At 60.1% G+C, this 18283-nt stretch carries 14 protein-coding genes; 10 read left to right on the plus strand and 4 right to left on the minus strand.

The genetic code is table 11. The annotated features are described in order from the left end of the window. Positions 1–37 precede the first annotated feature (37 nt). From CKW38_RS07180 to CKW38_RS07195, 4 genes are all read right to left on the minus strand, one after another. Entirely contained in the window at positions 38–886 is an 849-nt protein-coding gene (locus CKW38_RS07180) for a cache domain-containing protein (RefSeq protein WP_095112314.1), read from the minus strand. Between the two features lie 130 nt (positions 887–1016). Continuing rightward, positions 1017–1871: a hypothetical protein gene (locus tag CKW38_RS07185; RefSeq protein ID WP_007918924.1), complete on the minus strand. Its 855-nt coding sequence runs from the start codon at positions 1869–1871 to the stop codon at positions 1017–1019. A 116-nt stretch (positions 1872–1987) separates the two neighbouring features. Next, complete coding sequence (locus tag CKW38_RS07190) at positions 1988–2980, minus strand: NAD(P)-dependent oxidoreductase (RefSeq protein ID WP_007918926.1); 993 nt, start codon at positions 2978–2980, stop codon at positions 1988–1990. Positions 2981–3077: 97 nt separating this feature from the next. After that, positions 3078–3977, minus strand: coding sequence for a LysR family transcriptional regulator ArgP (locus tag CKW38_RS07195; protein ID WP_007918929.1), 900 nt, complete (start codon positions 3975–3977; stop codon positions 3078–3080). A gap of 96 nt (positions 3978–4073) precedes the next feature. Between CKW38_RS07195 and CKW38_RS07200 the strand changes: the two genes are divergently transcribed. From CKW38_RS07200 to CKW38_RS07250, 10 genes are all read left to right on the plus strand, one after another. Further along, entirely contained in the window at positions 4074–4475 is a 402-nt protein-coding gene (locus tag CKW38_RS07200) for an ACT domain-containing protein (RefSeq protein WP_095112315.1), read from the plus strand. Between the two features lie 5 nt (positions 4476–4480). Continuing rightward, positions 4481–5083, plus strand: coding sequence for a LysE/ArgO family amino acid transporter (locus CKW38_RS07205; RefSeq protein WP_007918932.1), 603 nt, complete (start codon positions 4481–4483; stop codon positions 5081–5083). A 176-nt stretch (positions 5084–5259) separates the two neighbouring features. Further along, positions 5260–5856, plus strand: a complete 597-nt coding sequence (locus CKW38_RS07210) for a superoxide dismutase (protein ID WP_007918933.1) — start codon at positions 5260–5262, stop codon at positions 5854–5856. 464 nt (positions 5857–6320) lie between these two features. Then, entirely contained in the window at positions 6321–8372 is a 2052-nt protein-coding gene (locus CKW38_RS07215; protein ID WP_095112316.1) for a bifunctional diguanylate cyclase/phosphodiesterase, read from the plus strand. A gap of 230 nt (positions 8373–8602) precedes the next feature. Then, a complete protein-coding gene (locus tag CKW38_RS07220; protein ID WP_007918935.1) occupies positions 8603–9949 on the plus strand; it encodes an imelysin family protein in 1347 nt (448 codons plus the stop codon). A gap of 293 nt (positions 9950–10242) precedes the next feature. Then, positions 10243–11670, plus strand: coding sequence for a di-heme oxidoredictase family protein (locus tag CKW38_RS07230; RefSeq protein ID WP_095112318.1), 1428 nt, complete (start codon positions 10243–10245; stop codon positions 11668–11670). Between the two features lie 27 nt (positions 11671–11697). Next, the gene (locus CKW38_RS07235; RefSeq protein ID WP_007916589.1) at positions 11698–12762 is read left to right on the plus strand and encodes an imelysin family protein; all 1065 of its coding nucleotides are present in this window, start codon (positions 11698–11700) and stop codon (positions 12760–12762) included. 14 nt (positions 12763–12776) lie between these two features. Then, positions 12777–13877: a DUF1513 domain-containing protein gene (locus CKW38_RS07240; RefSeq protein WP_095112319.1), complete on the plus strand. Its 1101-nt coding sequence runs from the start codon at positions 12777–12779 to the stop codon at positions 13875–13877. Positions 13878–14057: 180 nt separating this feature from the next. Next, entirely contained in the window at positions 14058–15206 is a 1149-nt protein-coding gene (locus CKW38_RS07245; protein ID WP_007916593.1) for an efflux RND transporter periplasmic adaptor subunit, read from the plus strand. Positions 15207–15219: 13 nt separating this feature from the next. Continuing rightward, positions 15220–18246 carry a multidrug efflux RND transporter permease subunit gene (locus CKW38_RS07250; protein ID WP_095112320.1) on the plus strand — a complete coding sequence of 1009 codons (3027 nt, stop codon included), beginning with the start codon at positions 15220–15222 and terminating at the stop codon, positions 18244–18246. The last annotated feature ends 37 nt before the right edge of the window (positions 18247–18283 follow it).

Below are 18283 nucleotides of genomic sequence, written 5' to 3' on the forward strand. Positions count from 1 at the left end.
GCTGCATTCCCACGCGGAGCGTGGGAACGATCATCCTTCAAGGGCTGTAGTAACCCACGGCGACAAGGAAATGCCCGGCCTTCTTCAGGTAGGCATGCTTGTCCTCGACCTTGCCGGTCACCGGGTTTTTCCAGCGGTATTCATATTCACCCTCATCCTGCTTGCCGATCAGCGCCAGAATCGGCTCGCCCACCGGTTTGCCTTCCGGATCCTTGACCTTGCCGAAGTCGGTGTTGATCAAGCGCAGATTAGTGCCGTGGGCGACGTAGCGCTGGGTGTTCAGATCGACCACAAACACGTACAAGTCATCCTGCAAATAGCCGCCCTTGAGCGAGTTGATCGCCGTCAGCGTGGCCTTCTCGTCTTTGCCCAGATCAGTCGCCGCTTTGTCGAGCAATGCCTTGGCCTGCTCCGGTGACGCTCGCGGCAAGTAGTAACCGACCGCCAGAATTCGCTGACCAATGCGCTGGTAATACACATGCTTGCGCTCGACCTTGCCGTCCGACCAGTTCTGCCAACGGTATTCGGCCTGCTGAATGCCATTACCTTCCGGCACTTTCAACGCGTCCTTGAAGGTTTTCTGCAAATCCGGGCCGAGTACTTCGCTGACGTCCCGACCGATCAACGCCGACGAAGGTCCGCCACTGGCAAGCATCACGCCCTTGGTATCGACCACGAATACATAGCGATCCTTATCGACAAACTCGCCCTGGCGGCTGAACGCGGCGAACGCCTTGTCGCCGTTGTCGTGGTAATAGGCCAGGGCTTTTTCCAGCAAGGCGATGGCGGCCTGACTGTCATCCTTGGCGGTCGTGGCGGCGCTGGCCTGGCCGAAACCGGCCAGTAACATTACGCCGAGCCAGGCCACTTTATGCAAAAACCCCATAGCGCATCCCTCGTTCTTGTTGGTGTTTCAAGAGCGTAGACGGCTTGGGGTGATGTATGGATATTCAGACGGTTTCTGAACGTGTCGCGGATACGCTGGTGAGGCAAGCCCCACCAGCGTTGTTCAGGCCTTACGGGCGGGCGTTGATCTGCTGCTGCAAATTCTGAATCTGCGCCTGAAGGGTGTTGATGTTGCGGGTCATCTGCCCACGGAAGGCGTCGAACTCGGCGGTATTGCCGCCACCCTGCGGTGCCGCCGGGCGATTGTCCTGTTCGCTTTTGAGCACGACGATTTCCTGCTCAAGACGATCGATCGCCGCGCTTGGATTGCCCTGCTTTTTCAGTGCAGCAATATCGGCACCAAGGCTTTTGAACTGTGCATCGAAGGCCTTCAACTGCGTGTCGACCTTGCTGGTGTCGGCCGGTGTGCTTTTCAGCGTCGCCAGTTCCGCAGTTAAGGCTTTGACCTGCGCTTGCAACTGGGTGTTGGCGTTCTGCTGTTCGGTGGTCTGCGCGGTCATCTGTGCCAGGCGTTTGTCCAGATCGCTGGCCTGCCCCGCTACGCCTTGCTGCTGTTTGCTCTGATCGAGCAGCTTGCCTTCGAGCTGTTTGATTTGCAGCTTGAGGGCTTCGCTGTCGCTGGTGACGTTGGACTGGCTGGCGACGACCTTACCGGAAATGTCCTGCAGACGTCCGGCCGCTTCTTCGCTGATCCGCGCAAAGCTTTCCTGGGTCGCGACCAGTTGCTGCTCCATCAGCGAAATCTGCTGAAAGCTCCACCAAGCCAGACCGACGAAGGCGAAAAACAATGCGCCGACCAAGGCCCACAACGGCCCGGTGCTCGCGGCTTTGACCTTGACCACCGGTGGCGTGCGCGAGTGCACGGAGGTGCGGGCGGTGGTTGGAATGTCATCGTCGTCGAAGGTGTCGGCACGCAGGCTCGGGACATCATCGAAATCGTCGTGGGCATCATTACGCATGGACATTGAGGCAACCTTTGTGAAACGCGGTGATGGCTAAATGCTGCGAAGTATAACCGCCGCAGCCGCAGGGATTGACCCCCAAGCGGCTACACGGTTCATTGCCGCCCGGCCGAATCGTTTCAACGGATGTCCTGAGCTTTCCACCACGCACAGAACTCATCCAGCGCCGACCACAGGCTGACTTTCGGATCGTAGTCCAGATAATGCCGGGCGCGGCTGATGTCGAGGGTGAAATTTTTTTTCATCACCTGCATGCCCAGGCGCGACAGGGTTGGCTCCGGACGTCCGGGCCAGAGCTTGCACGCCCCTTCGTTGAGCGCCGCGACGCTGTAGGCCAGACCATACGAACGGTACTTGGTGACCTGCGGCACCTCCATCTTGCGCATCACGTAATTGACCACATCCCACAACGGCACCGGCGCGCCGTTGCTGATGTTGTAGGCCTTGCCCAGCGCGGAACCGGCGGCCAGCAAACTGCTGAGCAGCGCTTCGTTGAGGTTGTGCACACTGGTGAAATCGACCTTGTTCAGGCCATTGCCGATGATCGCCAGGCGGCCCTTGCGCTGCATGTTGAGCAGGCGCGGGAAGATGCTCATGTCGCCGGCGCCGGTGACGAAACGCGGGCGCAGGGCGATGGTTTCCAGGCCGAATTCCTGCGCGCCAAAGACCTTTTGTTCGGCCAGGTACTTGGTTGCGGCGTAGTGATGTTTGAAGCGCTTGGGCACTTGCTCTTCGGTCAGGTTGAAATGATCGCGGCCATCGAAATAGATCGATGGCGATGACAAATGCACCAAGCGTCGGACGCGCTGCTTCAGACAGGCTTCGACGACGTTTTCGGTGACCTGCACGTTACCTTGATGGAATTCTTGATAGCGTCCCCACAGTCCAACAGCGCCAGCGCAGTGCACCACGGCTTCAACATCGGAACACAGCTCACGAACCAGATCGGCATCGGTCAGATCGCCGGGGACAAACTCGGCACCACGGCGCACCAGATGCTCGACGCTCTCGGCCCGGCGACCGTTGACCCGCACGTCCAGGCCCTGCTCCAGGGCGAAACGCGCAAAGCGTCCGCCAATGAAGCCGCTTGCGCCGGTGACCAGAATTTTCATGCAAAGCTCCAATGAAACCAGCTGCGAGCTTCAAGCTTCGAGCTGCAAGATTAAAACAGTGTGCAAGCGCTTTAACTTGCCGCTTGCAGCTTGACGCTCATGGCTGCTTCCAGGGCACCAGCCATTGCGCCGATGAACGCACCAATTGCTCGGTCAGCAAACCCAGCAGCTGACCGCCATTGCGCCAATGATGCCAGTACAACGGCACGTCGATCGGTTTATCTGGCAACAGTTCGCGCAATAACCCGCGTTGCAATTGTTCGCGCACTTGCAGTTCCGGCACCAGGCCCCAGCCCAGTCCGACTTCGGTCAGGCGGATAAAACCTTCCGAGGATGGGCACAAATGGTGTTCGAATCCGCCATCCACGCCCAGCGAAGCGAGATAGCGATGCTGGAGAAAATCGTCAGGCCCGAACACCAGCGCCGGGGTGCGCGGCAATTGTTCGGCGCGTACGCCATCAGGGAAATGCCGTTCGATGAACGCCGGGCTGGCCAGCGCGCGATAACGCATGGCGCCGAGCAACACACTGCGCGCACCGGCCACCGGCCGTTCGCTGGCGCAAAGGCACGCGGCGACTTCGCCGGCGCGCATGCGTTTAAGGCCGACGGTCTGGTCTTCGACGATCAGATCGAGCAGCAAATGTTGTTCGGCACAAAAATCGCCTACCGCTTCGGCCCACCAGGTGGCGAGGCTGTCGGCATTCAACGCGATGCGCAGACGTTCCGGCAGGCCCTCTTCATCCAGCGCCGGGACCAGCGTTTGCAGGTCGCGTTCAAGCAAACGTACCTGTTGCACATGGTTGAGCAGGCGCCGGCCAATCTCGGTCGGTGACGGTGGCGTCCCGCGAATCAGCACCGGTTGGCCGACCCGCGCTTCGAGCAGCTTGATCCGCTGCGAAATCGCCGATTGCGACAATCCGAGCACCTGCGCGGCCCGTTCGAAACCGGCCTGCTCGACCACGGCGGCCAGAGCAGAAAGCAATTTATAGTCGAACATCAGTTTTCCTAATGAGCGATCAGCACTATTGGTTTTTCTTATACAGGTTTCGACCGGAGAATAGCCAGCAAGCACTCTTTCTCAAGGACCACACTGATGGCTGGCGAAACTTCACTCTCGACGTTGTTGCGCAGCATGAGCCCGCAACTCAACGCCGGCGAATACGTGTTCTGCACCCTGCGCGACGGTGTGTTGCCGAGCGGTCTGGAGATTGTCGGCAGCTTCCGTGAAAAGGAAGGCCTGACCGTGATTCTGCAACGCGCCCATGCCGAACAGGCCGGCTTCAGCTTCGACTATGTCGCCGCGTGGATCACCTTGAACGTGCATTCGGCGCTGGAAGCCGTTGGCCTCACCGCCGCGTTTGCCACAGCACTGGGCAAGGCCGGGATCAGTTGCAACGTGATCGCCGGTTACTACCACGACCATTTGTTTGTCGGCCAGGCCGACGCCGAACGCGCCATGCAAGTGCTGCGCGATCTCGCAGCCAACGCGGAGTAAATGTCATGTGGCAAAGCTATGTGAACGGCCTGCTGGTGGCGTTCGGGCTGATCATGGCGATCGGCACGCAGAACGCGTTTGTATTGGCGCAAAGCCTGCGACGTGAACATCATTTGCCGGTGGCGGCGCTGTGCGTGGTCTGCGATGCGCTGCTGGTCGCCGCTGGCGTATTCGGACTGGCGACGGTTCTGGCGCAGAACCCGACGCTGTTGGCGATCGCCCGCTGGGGTGGCGCGACGTTTCTGATCTGGTACGGCAGCCAGGCGTTGCGCCGGGCCTGTTCGAAACAGAGCCTGGAGCAGGGTGAGAACCAAACGGTGCGTTCGCTGCGGGCGGTGATGCTCAGCGCTTTGGCGGTCACGCTGCTCAACCCGCACGTTTATCTGGATACGGTGTTGTTGATTGGCTCGCTCGGCGCACAGCAATCAGTGCCAGGGGCTTATGTAGTGGGGGCTGCGAGCGCTTCGCTGCTGTGGTTTTTCACCTTGGCGCTGGGTGCGGCATGGCTGGCGCCGTGGCTGGCACGTCCGAGTACCTGGCGGATCCTTGATCTGGTAGTGGCGTTGATGATGTTCACGGTTGCCGGGCAACTAGTTCTCGCGAGCTGATTTATTCCAAACAGCTCTGGAACCTCTATCCCACACAGTTGTTGCGTGGTTATGCCGCTACCCCGGTGCTATGATCGAAACCCTGCGCCGCAAAGAGTAAAAACTCGCCGGTGCATTTCTGGCCGCCCGTGATCGGCCTTGCGCTCACCGCAACAGACCTGATTAGGAGAATCATCATGGCTTTCGAATTGCCGCCGCTGCCTTACGCACACGATGCCCTGCAGCCGCACATTTCCAAGGAAACCCTGGAATACCACCACGACAAGCACCACAACACCTATGTCGTGAACCTGAACAACCTGGTGCCAGGCACCGAGTTCGAAGGCAAGACCCTGGAAGAAATCGTCAAGACTTCCTCGGGCGGTATCTTCAACAACGCCGCTCAGGTCTGGAACCACACTTTCTACTGGAACTGCCTGGCGCCAAACGCCGGCGGTCAACCAACCGGCGCGCTGGCTGAAGCCATCAACGCAGCCTTCGGTTCGTTCGACAAGTTCAAGGAAGAGTTCAGCAAAACCTCGATCGGCACCTTCGGTTCCGGCTGGGGCTGGCTGGTGAAAAAGGCTGACGGTTCCCTGGCCCTGGCCAGCACCATCGGCGCCGGCAACCCGCTGACCAGCGGCGACACCCCGCTGCTGACCTGCGACGTCTGGGAACACGCTTACTACATCGACTACCGCAACGTTCGTCCGAAGTATGTCGAAGCGTTCTGGAACCTGGTCAACTGGAAGTTCGTTGCTGAGCAGTTCGAAGGCAAAACCTTCACCGCTTAAGCTGCGCGCCAGTCAAAAACCCGGCTTTTGCCGGGTTTTTTATGCCTGTGATTTGTAGGCGCTGCCGGAACCTGCGAGCAGTCAACGCTTTCGATTTCCTGTAGGAGCTGCCGAAGGCTGCGATCTTTTGGCGTATTCAAATACGCCGAAGATCAAAAGATCGCAGCCTTCGGCAGCTCCTACATAACAATAGCGTTTTTCTCACGCTGAAAGCGGTCTGCCGCTGCTTGCCGCCGTGCCACAGCGGACTACCATCAAAAAGAGGAAAAAATGCTGCGAACCGCTCAAGTTGAGGGCCGAAACTACCGAGACAGTACAAATAGGGCTAATACTCCAAACAGCAGCATTTCGGCCAAGGCCACGGGCAAATCATCCCCGGTCTGATTGTCCCTTTGACTGCAAACACGGGATTGCCAATACTCATGGCAACTTGACGCTACCCGCACGGAACAAGGAATAACCCTTTGAAGCTGGAACTCAAGAACAGCTTGTCGGTGAAGTTGCTCCGGGTCGTGCTCCTGTCGGCATTGATCGTCGGCGTAGTCTTGAGCTGCGCGCAGATCGTTTTCGATGCCTATAAAACCCGTCAGGCCGTTGCCGGCGACGCCGAACGCATCCTCGACATGTTCCGCGACCCGTCGACCCAGGCCGTTTACAGCCTGGACCGGGAGATGGGCATGCAGGTGATCGAAGGCCTGTTCCAAGACGATGCCGTGCGTCAGGCCTCCATCGGCCATCCCAACGAAGCCATGCTCGCGCAGAAATCCCGCGACCTGCAGCAGTCCAACAGCCGCTGGCTGACCGACCTTATCCTCGGCCAGGAGCGCACTTTTACCACGCAGTTGGTGGGGCGTGGCCCGTACAGTGAGTATTACGGCGACCTGAGCATCACCCTCGATACCGCCACCTATGGCGAAGGCTTTATCGTCAGTTCGGTAATCATCTTCATCTCCGGCGTGTTGCGCGCACTGGCGATGGGTCTGGTGCTGTACCTGGTCTATCACTGGCTGCTGACCAAACCGCTGTCGCGGATCATCGAGCACCTCACCGAGATCAACCCGGATCGCCCCAGCGAGCACAAGATCCCGCAGCTCAAGGGCCACGAAAAAAACGAACTGGGCATCTGGATCAACACCGCCAATCAGTTGCTTGAGTCGATCGAGCGCAACACCCATCTGCGCCACGAAGCCGAAAACAGTCTGCTGCGCATGGCCCAATACGACTTCCTCACCGGTCTGCCGAACCGTCAGCAACTGCAGCAGCAACTGGACAAGATTCTGGTCGACGCCGGCAAGCTGCAACGTCGGGTCGCAGTGTTGTGCGTGGGGCTGGACGATTTCAAAGGCATCAACGAGCAGTTCAGCTACCAGACCGGCGACCAATTGTTGCTGGCTCTGGCCGATCGCTTGCGTGCCCACAGCGGCCGCCTCGGCGCCCTCGCCCGCCTGGGTGGTGACCAGTTTGCGCTGGTACAGGCCGACATCGAACAACCTTACGAAGCAGCGGAACTGGCGCAAAGCATCCTTGATGATCTGGAAGCGGCGTTCGCCCTCGACCATCAGGAAATCCGCCTGCGCGCGACCATCGGCATCACCCTGTTCCCGGAGGATGGCGACAGCACCGAGAAGCTGTTGCAGAAAGCCGAGCAGACCATGACATTGGCCAAAACCCGCTCGCGCAACCGTTATCAGTTTTACATCGCCAGCGTCGACAGCGAGATGCGCCGCCGTCGCGAGCTGGAAAAAGACCTGCGCGATGCCCTTTTGCGCGATCAGTTCTATCTGGTTTATCAGCCGCAGATCAGCTATCGCGATCACCGCGTGGTCGGCGTCGAAGCACTGATTCGCTGGCAGCATCCGGAACACGGTCTGGTGCCGCCGGACCTTTTCATTCCGCTGGCCGAGCAGAACGGCACGATCATCGCCATTGGCGAATGGGTACTCGACCAGGCCTGCAAGCAATTGCGCGAATGGCACGATCAGGGTTTTGTCGACCTGCGCATGGCGGTCAACCTGTCGACGGTGCAACTGCACCACGCCGAGTTGCCGCGCGTGGTCAACAACCTGCTGCAGATGTACCGCCTGCCACCGCGCAGCCTGGAACTGGAAGTCACCGAAACCGGCCTGATGGAAGATATCAGCACTGCCGCGCAGCACCTGTTGAGCCTGCGCCGCTCCGGCGCACTGATCGCCATCGATGACTTCGGCACTGGCTATTCATCGCTGAGCTATCTGAAAAGCCTGCCGCTGGACAAGATCAAGATCGACAAGAGCTTCGTTCAGGACCTGCTTGATGACGACGACGATGCGACCATCGTTCGCGCGATCATTCAACTGGGCAAGAGCCTCGGCATGCAGGTGATCGCCGAAGGCGTGGAAACCGCCGAACAGGAAAGCTACATCATTTCCGAAGGCTGCCACGAGGGTCAGGGTTATCACTACAGCAAGCCGTTGCCGGCACGCGAGCTGGGTGCCTATCTCAAACAGGCGCAACGCAGTAACGCGGCCATTCTCTAGAAGGTCAAAAGATCGCAGCCTGCGGCAGCTCCTACATGAATCGCATTCCCCTGTAGGAGCTGTCGAGTGCAACGAGGCTGCGATCTTTTGATCTGTGCCACCACACCGACGTAAATAAGAAATATTTCCAGCCACAACCCTTTACACATAATGCGAAAGATTTGCATTATGTCGCAGTTTTGCGCACCCCCAGCGCGAGTCCACTCAACTATCGAAGCAGGATGTTCGCCATGATTCGTATGCCTCTGGCTACCGCCAGTCTGCTGGCCATCGCTATTTCCCTCGCCGGTTGCGGCGAAGGTAAAGACAAGGCCGCCGCTCCGGCCGCACCGACGCCAGCCGCCAGCACCACCGCACCTGCGGCGGCGCCTGCCGCTGCCGGTAAAGTCGACGAAGCCGCCGCCAAGGCTGTGGTCGCGCACTACGCCGACATGGTCTTCGCCGTTTACAGCGATGCCGAATCCACCGCGAAAACCCTGCAGACCGCTGTCGATGCGTTCCTCGCCAAACCGAACGCCGACACCCTGAAAGCCGCCAAGGCTGCCTGGGTCGCCGCGCGCGTTCCGTACCTGCAGAGTGAAGTGTTCCGCTTCGGCAACACCATCATCGACGATTGGGAAGGTCAGGTTAACGCCTGGCCACTGGACGAGGGTCTGATCGACTACGTCGACAAATCCTACGAGCACGCACTGGGTAACCCGGGCGCTACCGCCAACATCATCGCCAACACCGAAGTTCAGGTCGGCGAAGACAAGGTCGACGTCAAAGACATCACCCCGGAAAAACTCGCCAGCCTCAACGAGCTGGGCGGTTCCGAAGCCAACGTTGCCACTGGCTACCACGCCATCGAATTCCTGCTCTGGGGCCAGGACCTGAACGGTACCGGCCCTGGCGCTGGCAACCGTCCGGCCTCCGACTACCTGGAAGGCGCCGGCGCTACTGGCGGTCACAACGATCGTCGTCGCGCCTACCTGAAGTCGGTGACTCAACTGCTGGTCAGCGACCTGGAAGAAATGGTCGGTAACTGGAAGCCGAACGTGGCTGACAACTACCGCGCCACCCTCGAAGCCGAGCCGGGCGAAACCGGTCTGCGCAAAATGCTCTTCGGCATGGGCAGCCTGTCCCTGGGCGAACTGGCGGGCGAGCGCATGAAGGTGTCCCTGGAAGCCAACTCCCCTGAAGACGAGCAGGATTGCTTCAGCGACAACACCCACAACTCGCACTTCTACGATGCCAAAGGCATTCGTAACGTGTATTTGGGCGAGTACACCCGTGTTGACGGCACCAAGATGACCGGCGCCAGCCTGTCGTCGCTGGTGGCCAAGGCCGACCCGGCTGCCGACACCGCACTGAAAGCCGATCTGGCCGCTACCGAAGCCAAGATCCAAGTCATGGTCGATCACGCCAACAAGGGTGAGCACTACGACCAGTTGATCGCTGCGGGTAACACCGCTGGCAACCAGATTGTTCGCGACGCCATCGCGTCCCTGGTCAAGCAGACCGGTTCGATCGAAGCCGCTGCCGGCAAGCTGGGCATCAGCGACCTGAACCCGGACAACGCTGATCACGAGTTCTGATCACAGCGTCTGCGTCAAAAAAAGGCGACCTTCGGGTCGCCTTTTTCATGCCTGCTTTCTGTGGTGATGCTGATGGCCCCATCGCTGGCAAGCCAGCTCCCACAGGGATTGCTGGTGTACACAGATATTGCGAACGCCGCTGTACCTGTGGGAGCTGGCTGGCCAGCGATGGCCGCACCTCGGTCTCGAGTGAAACCCTGCGTCATATCAAGCAAACGATAATTCCTCTTATTCAAACTCCTTCGCCCTGTTAGACTTTGCGCCTTTGTTTTCGCCCGTCCGCAGGATGTCTGATGCCCTCGCTGCCTCTTCGCTTGTCCGCACTGTTGCTGGCCCTGGGCCTGAGTGCCTGCGATGACGCCCCGCGTTTCACCAAGGCCGAGCCCGGTGAAGCACGCTCGGGCGGTGCCGCGACCGTGCGCAAGACCGATCAGAATGCGTTCTCCCTGCCCTCGGCCAACCTGCCGCCGTCACGGCGAGTGGATTTCAGCGTCGGCAACAGTTTCTTCCGCAGCCCGTGGGTGATCGCCCCGTCGACCACCACCGCCCGCGATGGTCTCGGGCCGCTGTTCAATACCAATGCCTGTCAGGGCTGCCACATCAAGGACGGGCGCGGTCATCCGCCGCCACCGGATGCACCTAACGCGGTGTCCATGCTCGTGCGCCTGTCGATTCCCGATACACCGGAATTTGCCAAAGTCATTGAACAGGTCGGCGTGGCGCCGGAGCCGGTGTACGGCGGTCAGTTTCAGGACATGGCCGTGCCCGGCGTCGCTCCCGAGGGCAAAGTCCGCGTTACCTACACGCCAGTGCCTGTACGCTTCAAGGACGGCACCGAAGTCGAACTGCGTAAACCGGTGTTGCAGATTACCCAGCTCGGCTACGGCCCGATGCACCCGGACACGCGTTTTTCCGCACGGGTTGCGCCGCCGATGATCGGCCTCGGCCTGCTCGAAGCGATCCCCGAAGATGCGATTCTGGCCAATGCCGCCGCGCAAGCCAAAGACAACAACGGCATCAGCGGCCGTCCCAACCAGGTCTGGGATGACGCTTTGCAGAAGACCGTCATGGGCAGATTTGGCTGGAAAGCCGGGCAACCGAACCTCAATCAACAAAATGTTCACGCGTTTTCCGGTGATATGGGCCTCACGACCAGCCTGCGCCCCTTCGATGACTGCACCGACGCGCAAACGGCCTGCAAACAGGCACCGAACGGCAATGGCCCGGACGGCGAGCCGGAAGTCAGCGACAACATCCTGCGCCTGGTGTTGTTCTACAGCCGCAATCTCGCTGTGCCGGCACGCCGTGGCGTCAACGATGCAGAAGTGCTGGCCGGCAAGAACCTGTTTTTCCAGGCCGGCTGCGATTCCTGCCACACGCCGAAATACACCACCGCCGCCAACGCCGCCGAACCTGAACTGGCCAATCAAGTGATTCGCCCGTACAGCGATCTGCTGCTGCATGACATGGGCGACGGTCTGGCCGACAACCGCACGGAATTCCAGGCCTCCGGCCGCGACTGGCGCACGCCGCCGTTGTGGGGGATTGGCCTGACGCAAGCAGTCAGTGGCCACACGCAGTTTTTGCATGACGGTCGCGCACGCAATCTGCTCGAAGCGGTGCTATGGCATGGCGGCGAAGCGCAAGCGGCGCAGCAACAGGTTTTGTCTTTCAATGCCGAGCAGCGCGCTGCGTTGCTGGCGTTTTTGAACTCACTTTAAACACTGATAAAGAATCGGGAGCCCGACATGTTCCGTCCCAAGCTACTGTTCACCAGCCTTGCCGCGCTCGCCCTCGGCGCCTGCTCGCCGCAGGATCCGCAAGCGGTCACCTCGGCGGCCATCGCCAAATCGGTGATCCTGCCGACCTACACCCGTTGGGTCGAGGCCGACAAGCAACTGGCGGTCAGCGCCCTCGCCTACTGCCAGGGCAAAGAAACCCTGGAGACCGCCCGCGCCGACTTCCTCCATGCACAGAAGGCCTGGGCCGAGCTGCAACCGCTGCTGATCGGCCCGCTGGCCGAGGGCAACCGTTCGTGGCAGGTGCAGTTCTGGCCGGACAAGAAGAACCTCGTCGGCCGTCAGGTCGAGCAACTGGTCGTCGCCCAGCCGCAGATCGATGCCGCCGCACTCGCCAAATCGAGCGTGGTGGTACAAGGCCTGTCGGCTTACGAGTACATCCTGTTCGACGCCAAGCCTGACGTCGCCAACGCCGAGCAGAAAGCCAAGTACTGCCCACTGCTGATCGCCATCGGCGAGCGTCAGAAGCAGCTGGCCGAAGAGATTCTGCAGAACTGGAACAACACCGACGGCATGCTTGCGCAGATGACCAAGTTCCCGAACCAGCGCTACGCCGATTCCCACGAAGCGATCGCCGATCTGCTGCGCGTGCAAGTCACCGCGCTGGACACCCTGAAGAAAAAACTCGGCACGCCAATGGGCCGCCAGAGCAAGGGCGTACCACAGCCGTTCCAGGCCGATGCATGGCGCAGCCAGTCTTCGCTGACCGCACTGGAAGCCAGCCTCGCGGCGGCGAAAACCGTGTGGGAAGGCGTCGACAACAAAGGCCTGCGCGGTCTGTTGCCGGCTGAGCAAAAGCCACTGGCCGACAAGATCGATGCTGCTTACGCCGCTTCGCTGAAACTGTTCGACAGCACCCAGCGTTCGCTCGGCGAAATGCTTGAAGACGACGCCGGTCGTCAGCAACTGAACGACATCTACGACAGCCTCAACGTCGTCCATCGCCTGCACGAAGGCGAACTGGCCAAGGCGCTGGGCATCCAACTGGGCTTCAACGCCAACGACGGTGACTGATGAGGGCAAGTGCCATGCTGCGACGTCAGGTTCTGACTTTAGGTAGTGCACTGCTGGGAGCAGTGACGCTGGGCGGCTGGACGCTGTTCAAACGCAAGGATCAGAGCCCGCTGTTGCTGTCGGCGCGCGACGACACCGACGGCAAGCATTACGCCGTCGGCTATCGGCTGGATGGCACGCGCGTATTCGCCACCGAAGTCGGCCAGCGTTGCCACGACATCATCAACCACCCGACGCAGCCGATTGCACTGTTCGTCGCCCGTCGTCCGGGCACCGAGAGCTATCTGATCGACCTGCGCGACGGTAAATTGCTGCAGACGGTGACCTCGCAGCCGAACCGGCACTTCTACGGCCACGCTGTGGTGCACAAGGACGGCGAATACCTGTACGCCACCGAAAACGACACCACCGATCCCGGTCGCGGCTTGCTCGGCGTGTACAAGTTCGAAGGCGAGCGGCTGGTGCACACGGGAGAGATTTCCACCCACGGTCTCGGCCCGCATCAGGTGTCGTGGATGCCCGACGGCGAGACGCTGGTGGTGGCCAATGGCGGGATTCGTACCGAGGCGGAAAGCCGCGTCGACATGAACCTCAACGCCATGGAGCCGAGCCTGGTGCTGATGCAGCGCGATGGCACCCTGCTGAGCAAGGAAACCCTCGCCCAGCAGATGAACAGCGTGCGCCATCTGGGCATCGCCAGCGACGGCACCATCGTTGCCGGTCAGCAATTCATGGGCGCGTCGCATGAGCGTTCGGAACTGTTGGCGATCAAGCGTCCGGGGCAGCCGTTCGTGGCGTTCCCGGTGCCGGATCATCAGTTGCAATCGATGGGGCATTACACCGCCAGCGTCGCAGTGCACAGTGATTTGCGTCTGGTTGCGTTGACGGCGCCGCGTGGCAACCGCTTCTTTATCTGGGATCTGGACAGCGGCGAAGTACGCCTTGATGCACCATTGCCCGATTGCGCCGGTGTCGGTGCGGTGAAGGACGGTTTTGTCGTGACCTCCGGGCAAGGGCGTTGCCGTTACTACGATTGCCGCCAGGATGAGCTGTTGGCCAAGCCGCTGGAATTGCCGGCGGGGCTCTGGGACAACCATCTGCATCTGATGGCCTGAAACAGCCTTAACAGATCGCAGCCTGCGGCAGCTCCTACATTGGAATGCATTCCCCTGTAGGAGCTGCCGCAGGCTGCGATCTTTTTGCCCCCCCCTGTAAGAACTGCCAGTTGGAATCCCCCCTGTACTCGGAGTAATGTGCCCGCCTGTCTCACCTGATTTATCCAAGGAACTGGAAATATGCTGCGTCGCCGCATGCTGATCATGTTGGGTGTTGTTTTGCTGATCGTCCTGGTGCTGGGCGGGTATAAAGCCTTTTCGATCTACACGATGATCCAGGGCTTTTCCAAGCCGAAACCGCCGATCAGCGTCGCCGTGGCCAACGCCAGCGAGCAGCCGTGGCAGCTGCGCCTGCCGACCGTCGGCACGCTGAAGGCGCTGCAAGGTGTCGAGCTGAGTCTGGAAGTCGCCGGCACCGTCACCGAACTCAAGTTTGAATCCGGACAGAAGGTCAAGGCCGGACAGCCGTTGCTGCAACTCGACAGCGCCGTTGAAACCGCCCTGCTGGAAACCGCCAAGGCTGATCTCGGTCTGGCGCAACTGGACTTCGGCCGTGGCGCGCAACTGGTCGACAGTCGCGCCATCTCCAAAGGCGAGTACGACCGCCTCTCTGCCGTTCTGCAAAAGAACAAGGCCACGGTCAATCAGCTCAACGCCTCGCTGGCAAAAAAACGCATCCTCGCGCCGTTCAGCGGCACCATCGGCATCCGTCAGGTCGACGTCGGCGACTACCTCGCCAGCGGCACCAAAATTGCGACGTTGCAGGATTTGAGCAGCCTCTACGCCGACTTCTATCTGCCCGAGCAATCGGTGCCGAAACTGGCCATCGGTCAACCGGTGCAGATCTCGGTCTCTGCTTACCCGGGGCAAAACTTCGCCGGCAAGATCAGCGCGATCAACCCGATCGTCGAAAGCACTACGCGCAACATTCTGATCCGCGCCACTTTGGCCAACCCCGACGGCAAACTACTGCCGGGGATGTTTACCAGCCTCGAAGTGCTGCTGCCCGATCCGCAAAAACATATCGTGGTGCCGGAAAGTGCGATCACTTACACCCTCTACGGCAACTCGATCTACGTAGTCGGGCAGAAGAAAGCCGAGGACGGTAGTGTCGAAAAGGATGACAAGGGTCAACCGGTGCTGATCGCCGAACGCCGCTTCATCGAAACCGGTGAGCGCCGCGATGGCCTGGTGATGATCAACAAGGGCGTGCAGAGTGGCGAACAAGTGGTGACGGCTGGCCAGATCAAACTGGACAACGGTGCCCACATCGCCATCAGCGACGACAAGACCCTCGGCGAGCAGAACAGTCCGCCCCGCGCCGACTGATCAAGGAATTCCCATGGCTTTTACCGATCCGTTCATCCGCCGCCCGGTGCTCGCCACTGTGGTCAGCCTGTTGATTGTGTTGCTCGGCTTTCAGGCCTGGAGCAAGCTGCCGCTGCGCCAATACCCGCAAATGGAAAACGCCCTGATCACGGTGACCACCGCTTACCCCGGGGCCAACGCCGAAACCATTCAGGGCTACATCACGCAGCCAATGCAGCAAAGTCTGGCCAGCGCCGAGGGCATCGATTACATGACCTCGGTCAGTCGGCAGAACTTCTCGGTAATCTCGATCTACGCGCGCATCGGCTCCAACACCGACCGTTTGTTCACCGAACTGCTGGCCAAGGCCAACGAGGTGAAAAACAAGTTGCCGCAGGACGCCGAAGACCCGGTGCTGAGCAAGGAATCCGCCGACGCTTCGGCGCTGATGTACATCAGCTTCTTCAGCAAGGACTTGAGCAACCCGCAGATCACCGACTACCTGTCACGAGTGATCCAGCCAAAACTGGCAACCCTGCCGGGTATGGCCGAAGCGGAAATTCTCGGCAATCAGGTGTTCGCCATGCGCCTGTGGCTCGACCCGGTAAAACTCGCCGGTTTCGGCCTCAGCGCCAGCGATGTGACCAACGCCGTGCGCCAGTACAACTTCCTCTCCGCTGCCGGCGAAGTGAAAGGCGAATACGTGGTCACCAGCATCAACGCCAATACCGAGCTGAAATCGGCCGAGGCTTTTGCGGCGATTCCGCTCAAGGTCAGTGGCGACAGCCGCGTGCTGCTCAGCGATGTCGCGCGGGTGGAAATGGGCGCGGAAAACTACGACTCGATCAGCTCGTTCGGCGGCACGCCGTCGGTGTACATCGGCATCAAAGCCACACCGGGCGCCAACCCGCTGGACGTGATCAAGGAAGTGCGCAAGCTGATGCCGGAGCTGGAAGCGCAACTGCCGCCAAACCTGAAAAGCGAGATCGCTTACGACGCCACGCTGTTCATTCAGGCCTCGATCGATGAAGTAGTGAAAACCCTGTTCGAAGCGGTGCTGATCGTCATCGTTGTGGTGTTCCTGTTCCTCGGCGCATTGCGTTCGGTAGTGATCCCGGTGGTGACCATTCCGCTGTCGATGATCGGCGTGATGTTCTTCATGCAGATGATGGGCTACTCGATGAACCTGCTGACGCTGCTGGCGATGGTGCTGGCCATCGGTCTGGTGGTCGACGATGCGATTGTCGTGGTGGAGAACATCCACCGGCACATCGAGGAAGGCAAGACGCCGTTTGATGCGGCGCTGGAAGGCGCGCGGGAAATTGCCATGCCGGTGGTGTCGATGACCATCACCCTGGCGGCGGTGTATGCGCCGATCGGTTTTCTCACCGGGCTGACCGGGGCGCTGTTCAAGGAGTTTGCGCTGACCTTGGCCGGTGCGGTGGTGATTTCCGGGATCGTCGCCCTGACTCTGTCACCGATGATGTGCGCTTTTTTGCTGCGCCACGAGGAAAACCCCAGTGGTCTGGCGCATCGCCTCGACCGTATCTTCGACGGCCTCAAGCGCCGCTATCAGAGCATGTTGCACGGCACGCTGAACACGCGCCCTGTGGTGTTGGTATTCGCGGTGATCGTGTTGTGCCTGATCCCGGTGTTCCTCAAGTTCACCAAATCGGAACTGGCCCCGGACGAAGATCAGGGCATCATTTTCATGATGGCCACTGCGCCACAGCCGACCAACCTTGATTACCTGAGCACCTACACTGACGAATTCATCAAAATCTTCAAGGAATTCCCCGAGTACTACTCCTCGTTCCAGATCAACGGCTACAACGGTGTGCAGGCCGGCATCGGCGGTTTCCTGCTTAAGCCGTGGAACGAGCGCAGCCGCACGCAAATGCAGATCCTCCCGGAGGTGCAGGGCAAACTCGAAGGCATCCCGGGCTTGCAGATCTTCGGTTTCAACCTGCCCTCCCTGCCCGGCACCGGCGAAGGCTTGCCGTTCGAGTTTGTAGTCAACACCGCCAACGACTACGAACTACTGTTGCAAGTCGCCGACCGGATCAAGAAACGCGCCATGGAATCGGGCAAGTTCGCCTTCGTCGACGTCGATCTGGCGTTCGACAAACCTGAAGTGGTTGTCGATATCGACCGCGCCAAAGCGGCGCAGATGGGCGTGTCGATGCAGGACCTCGGTGGCACCCTCGCCACCCTGTTGGGCGAGGCAGAAATCAACCGTTTCACCATTGATGGGCGCAGCTACAAGGTGATTGCTCAGGTTGAACGGCCGTACCGCGATAACCCGGACTGGCTGAACAACTACTACGTGAAAAACACCCAGGGCGAGTTGCTGCCACTGTCGACGCTGATCAAGGTCAGCGACCGCGCCCGACCGCGCCAGCTCAACCAGTTCCAGCAGCTCAACGCGGCGAAGATTTCCGGTTTCCCGCTGGTGAGCATGGGCGAAGCCATCGACACGGTCTTGCAGATCGCTCGCGAAGAAGCGCCGGCCGGGTTCGCTTTCGACTATGGCGGCGCGTCACGTCAGTTCGTCCAGGAAGGCAGCGCGTTGTGGGTAACGTTTGCCTTGGCCCTGGCGATTATCTTTCTGGTGCTGGCGGCGCAATTCGAAAGCTTCCGCGATCCGCTGGTGATTCTCGTGACGGTGCCGTTGTCGATCTGCGGGGCGTTGATTCCGCTGTTCCTCGGCTGGTCGAGCATGAACATCTATACCCAGGTCGGGCTGGTGACGCTGATCGGGCTGATCAGCAAGCATGGCATCCTGATCGTCGAGTTCGCCAACCAGTTGCGCAAGGACAAGGGCCTGACGGCGCGCGAAGCCGTTGAGGAAGCGGCGGCGATTCGCTTGCGGCCGGTGTTGATGACCACGGCGGCGATGGTGTTTGGCATGGTGCCGCTGATTCTGGCCACGGGCGCCGGTGCGGTGAGCCGTTTTGATATCGGCATGGTGATTGCCACGGGAATGTCGATTGGTACGTTGTTTACGCTGTTTGTCCTGCCGTGCGTTTACACCTTGCTGGCGAAACCCGATAAGCCTTGAAAGCAAAAGATCGCAGCCTTCGGCAGCTCCTACACCG

It is taken from the genome of Pseudomonas sp. Irchel 3H7 (assembly GCF_900187605.1).
Lineage (GTDB): Bacteria > Pseudomonadota > Gammaproteobacteria > Pseudomonadales > Pseudomonadaceae > Aquipseudomonas.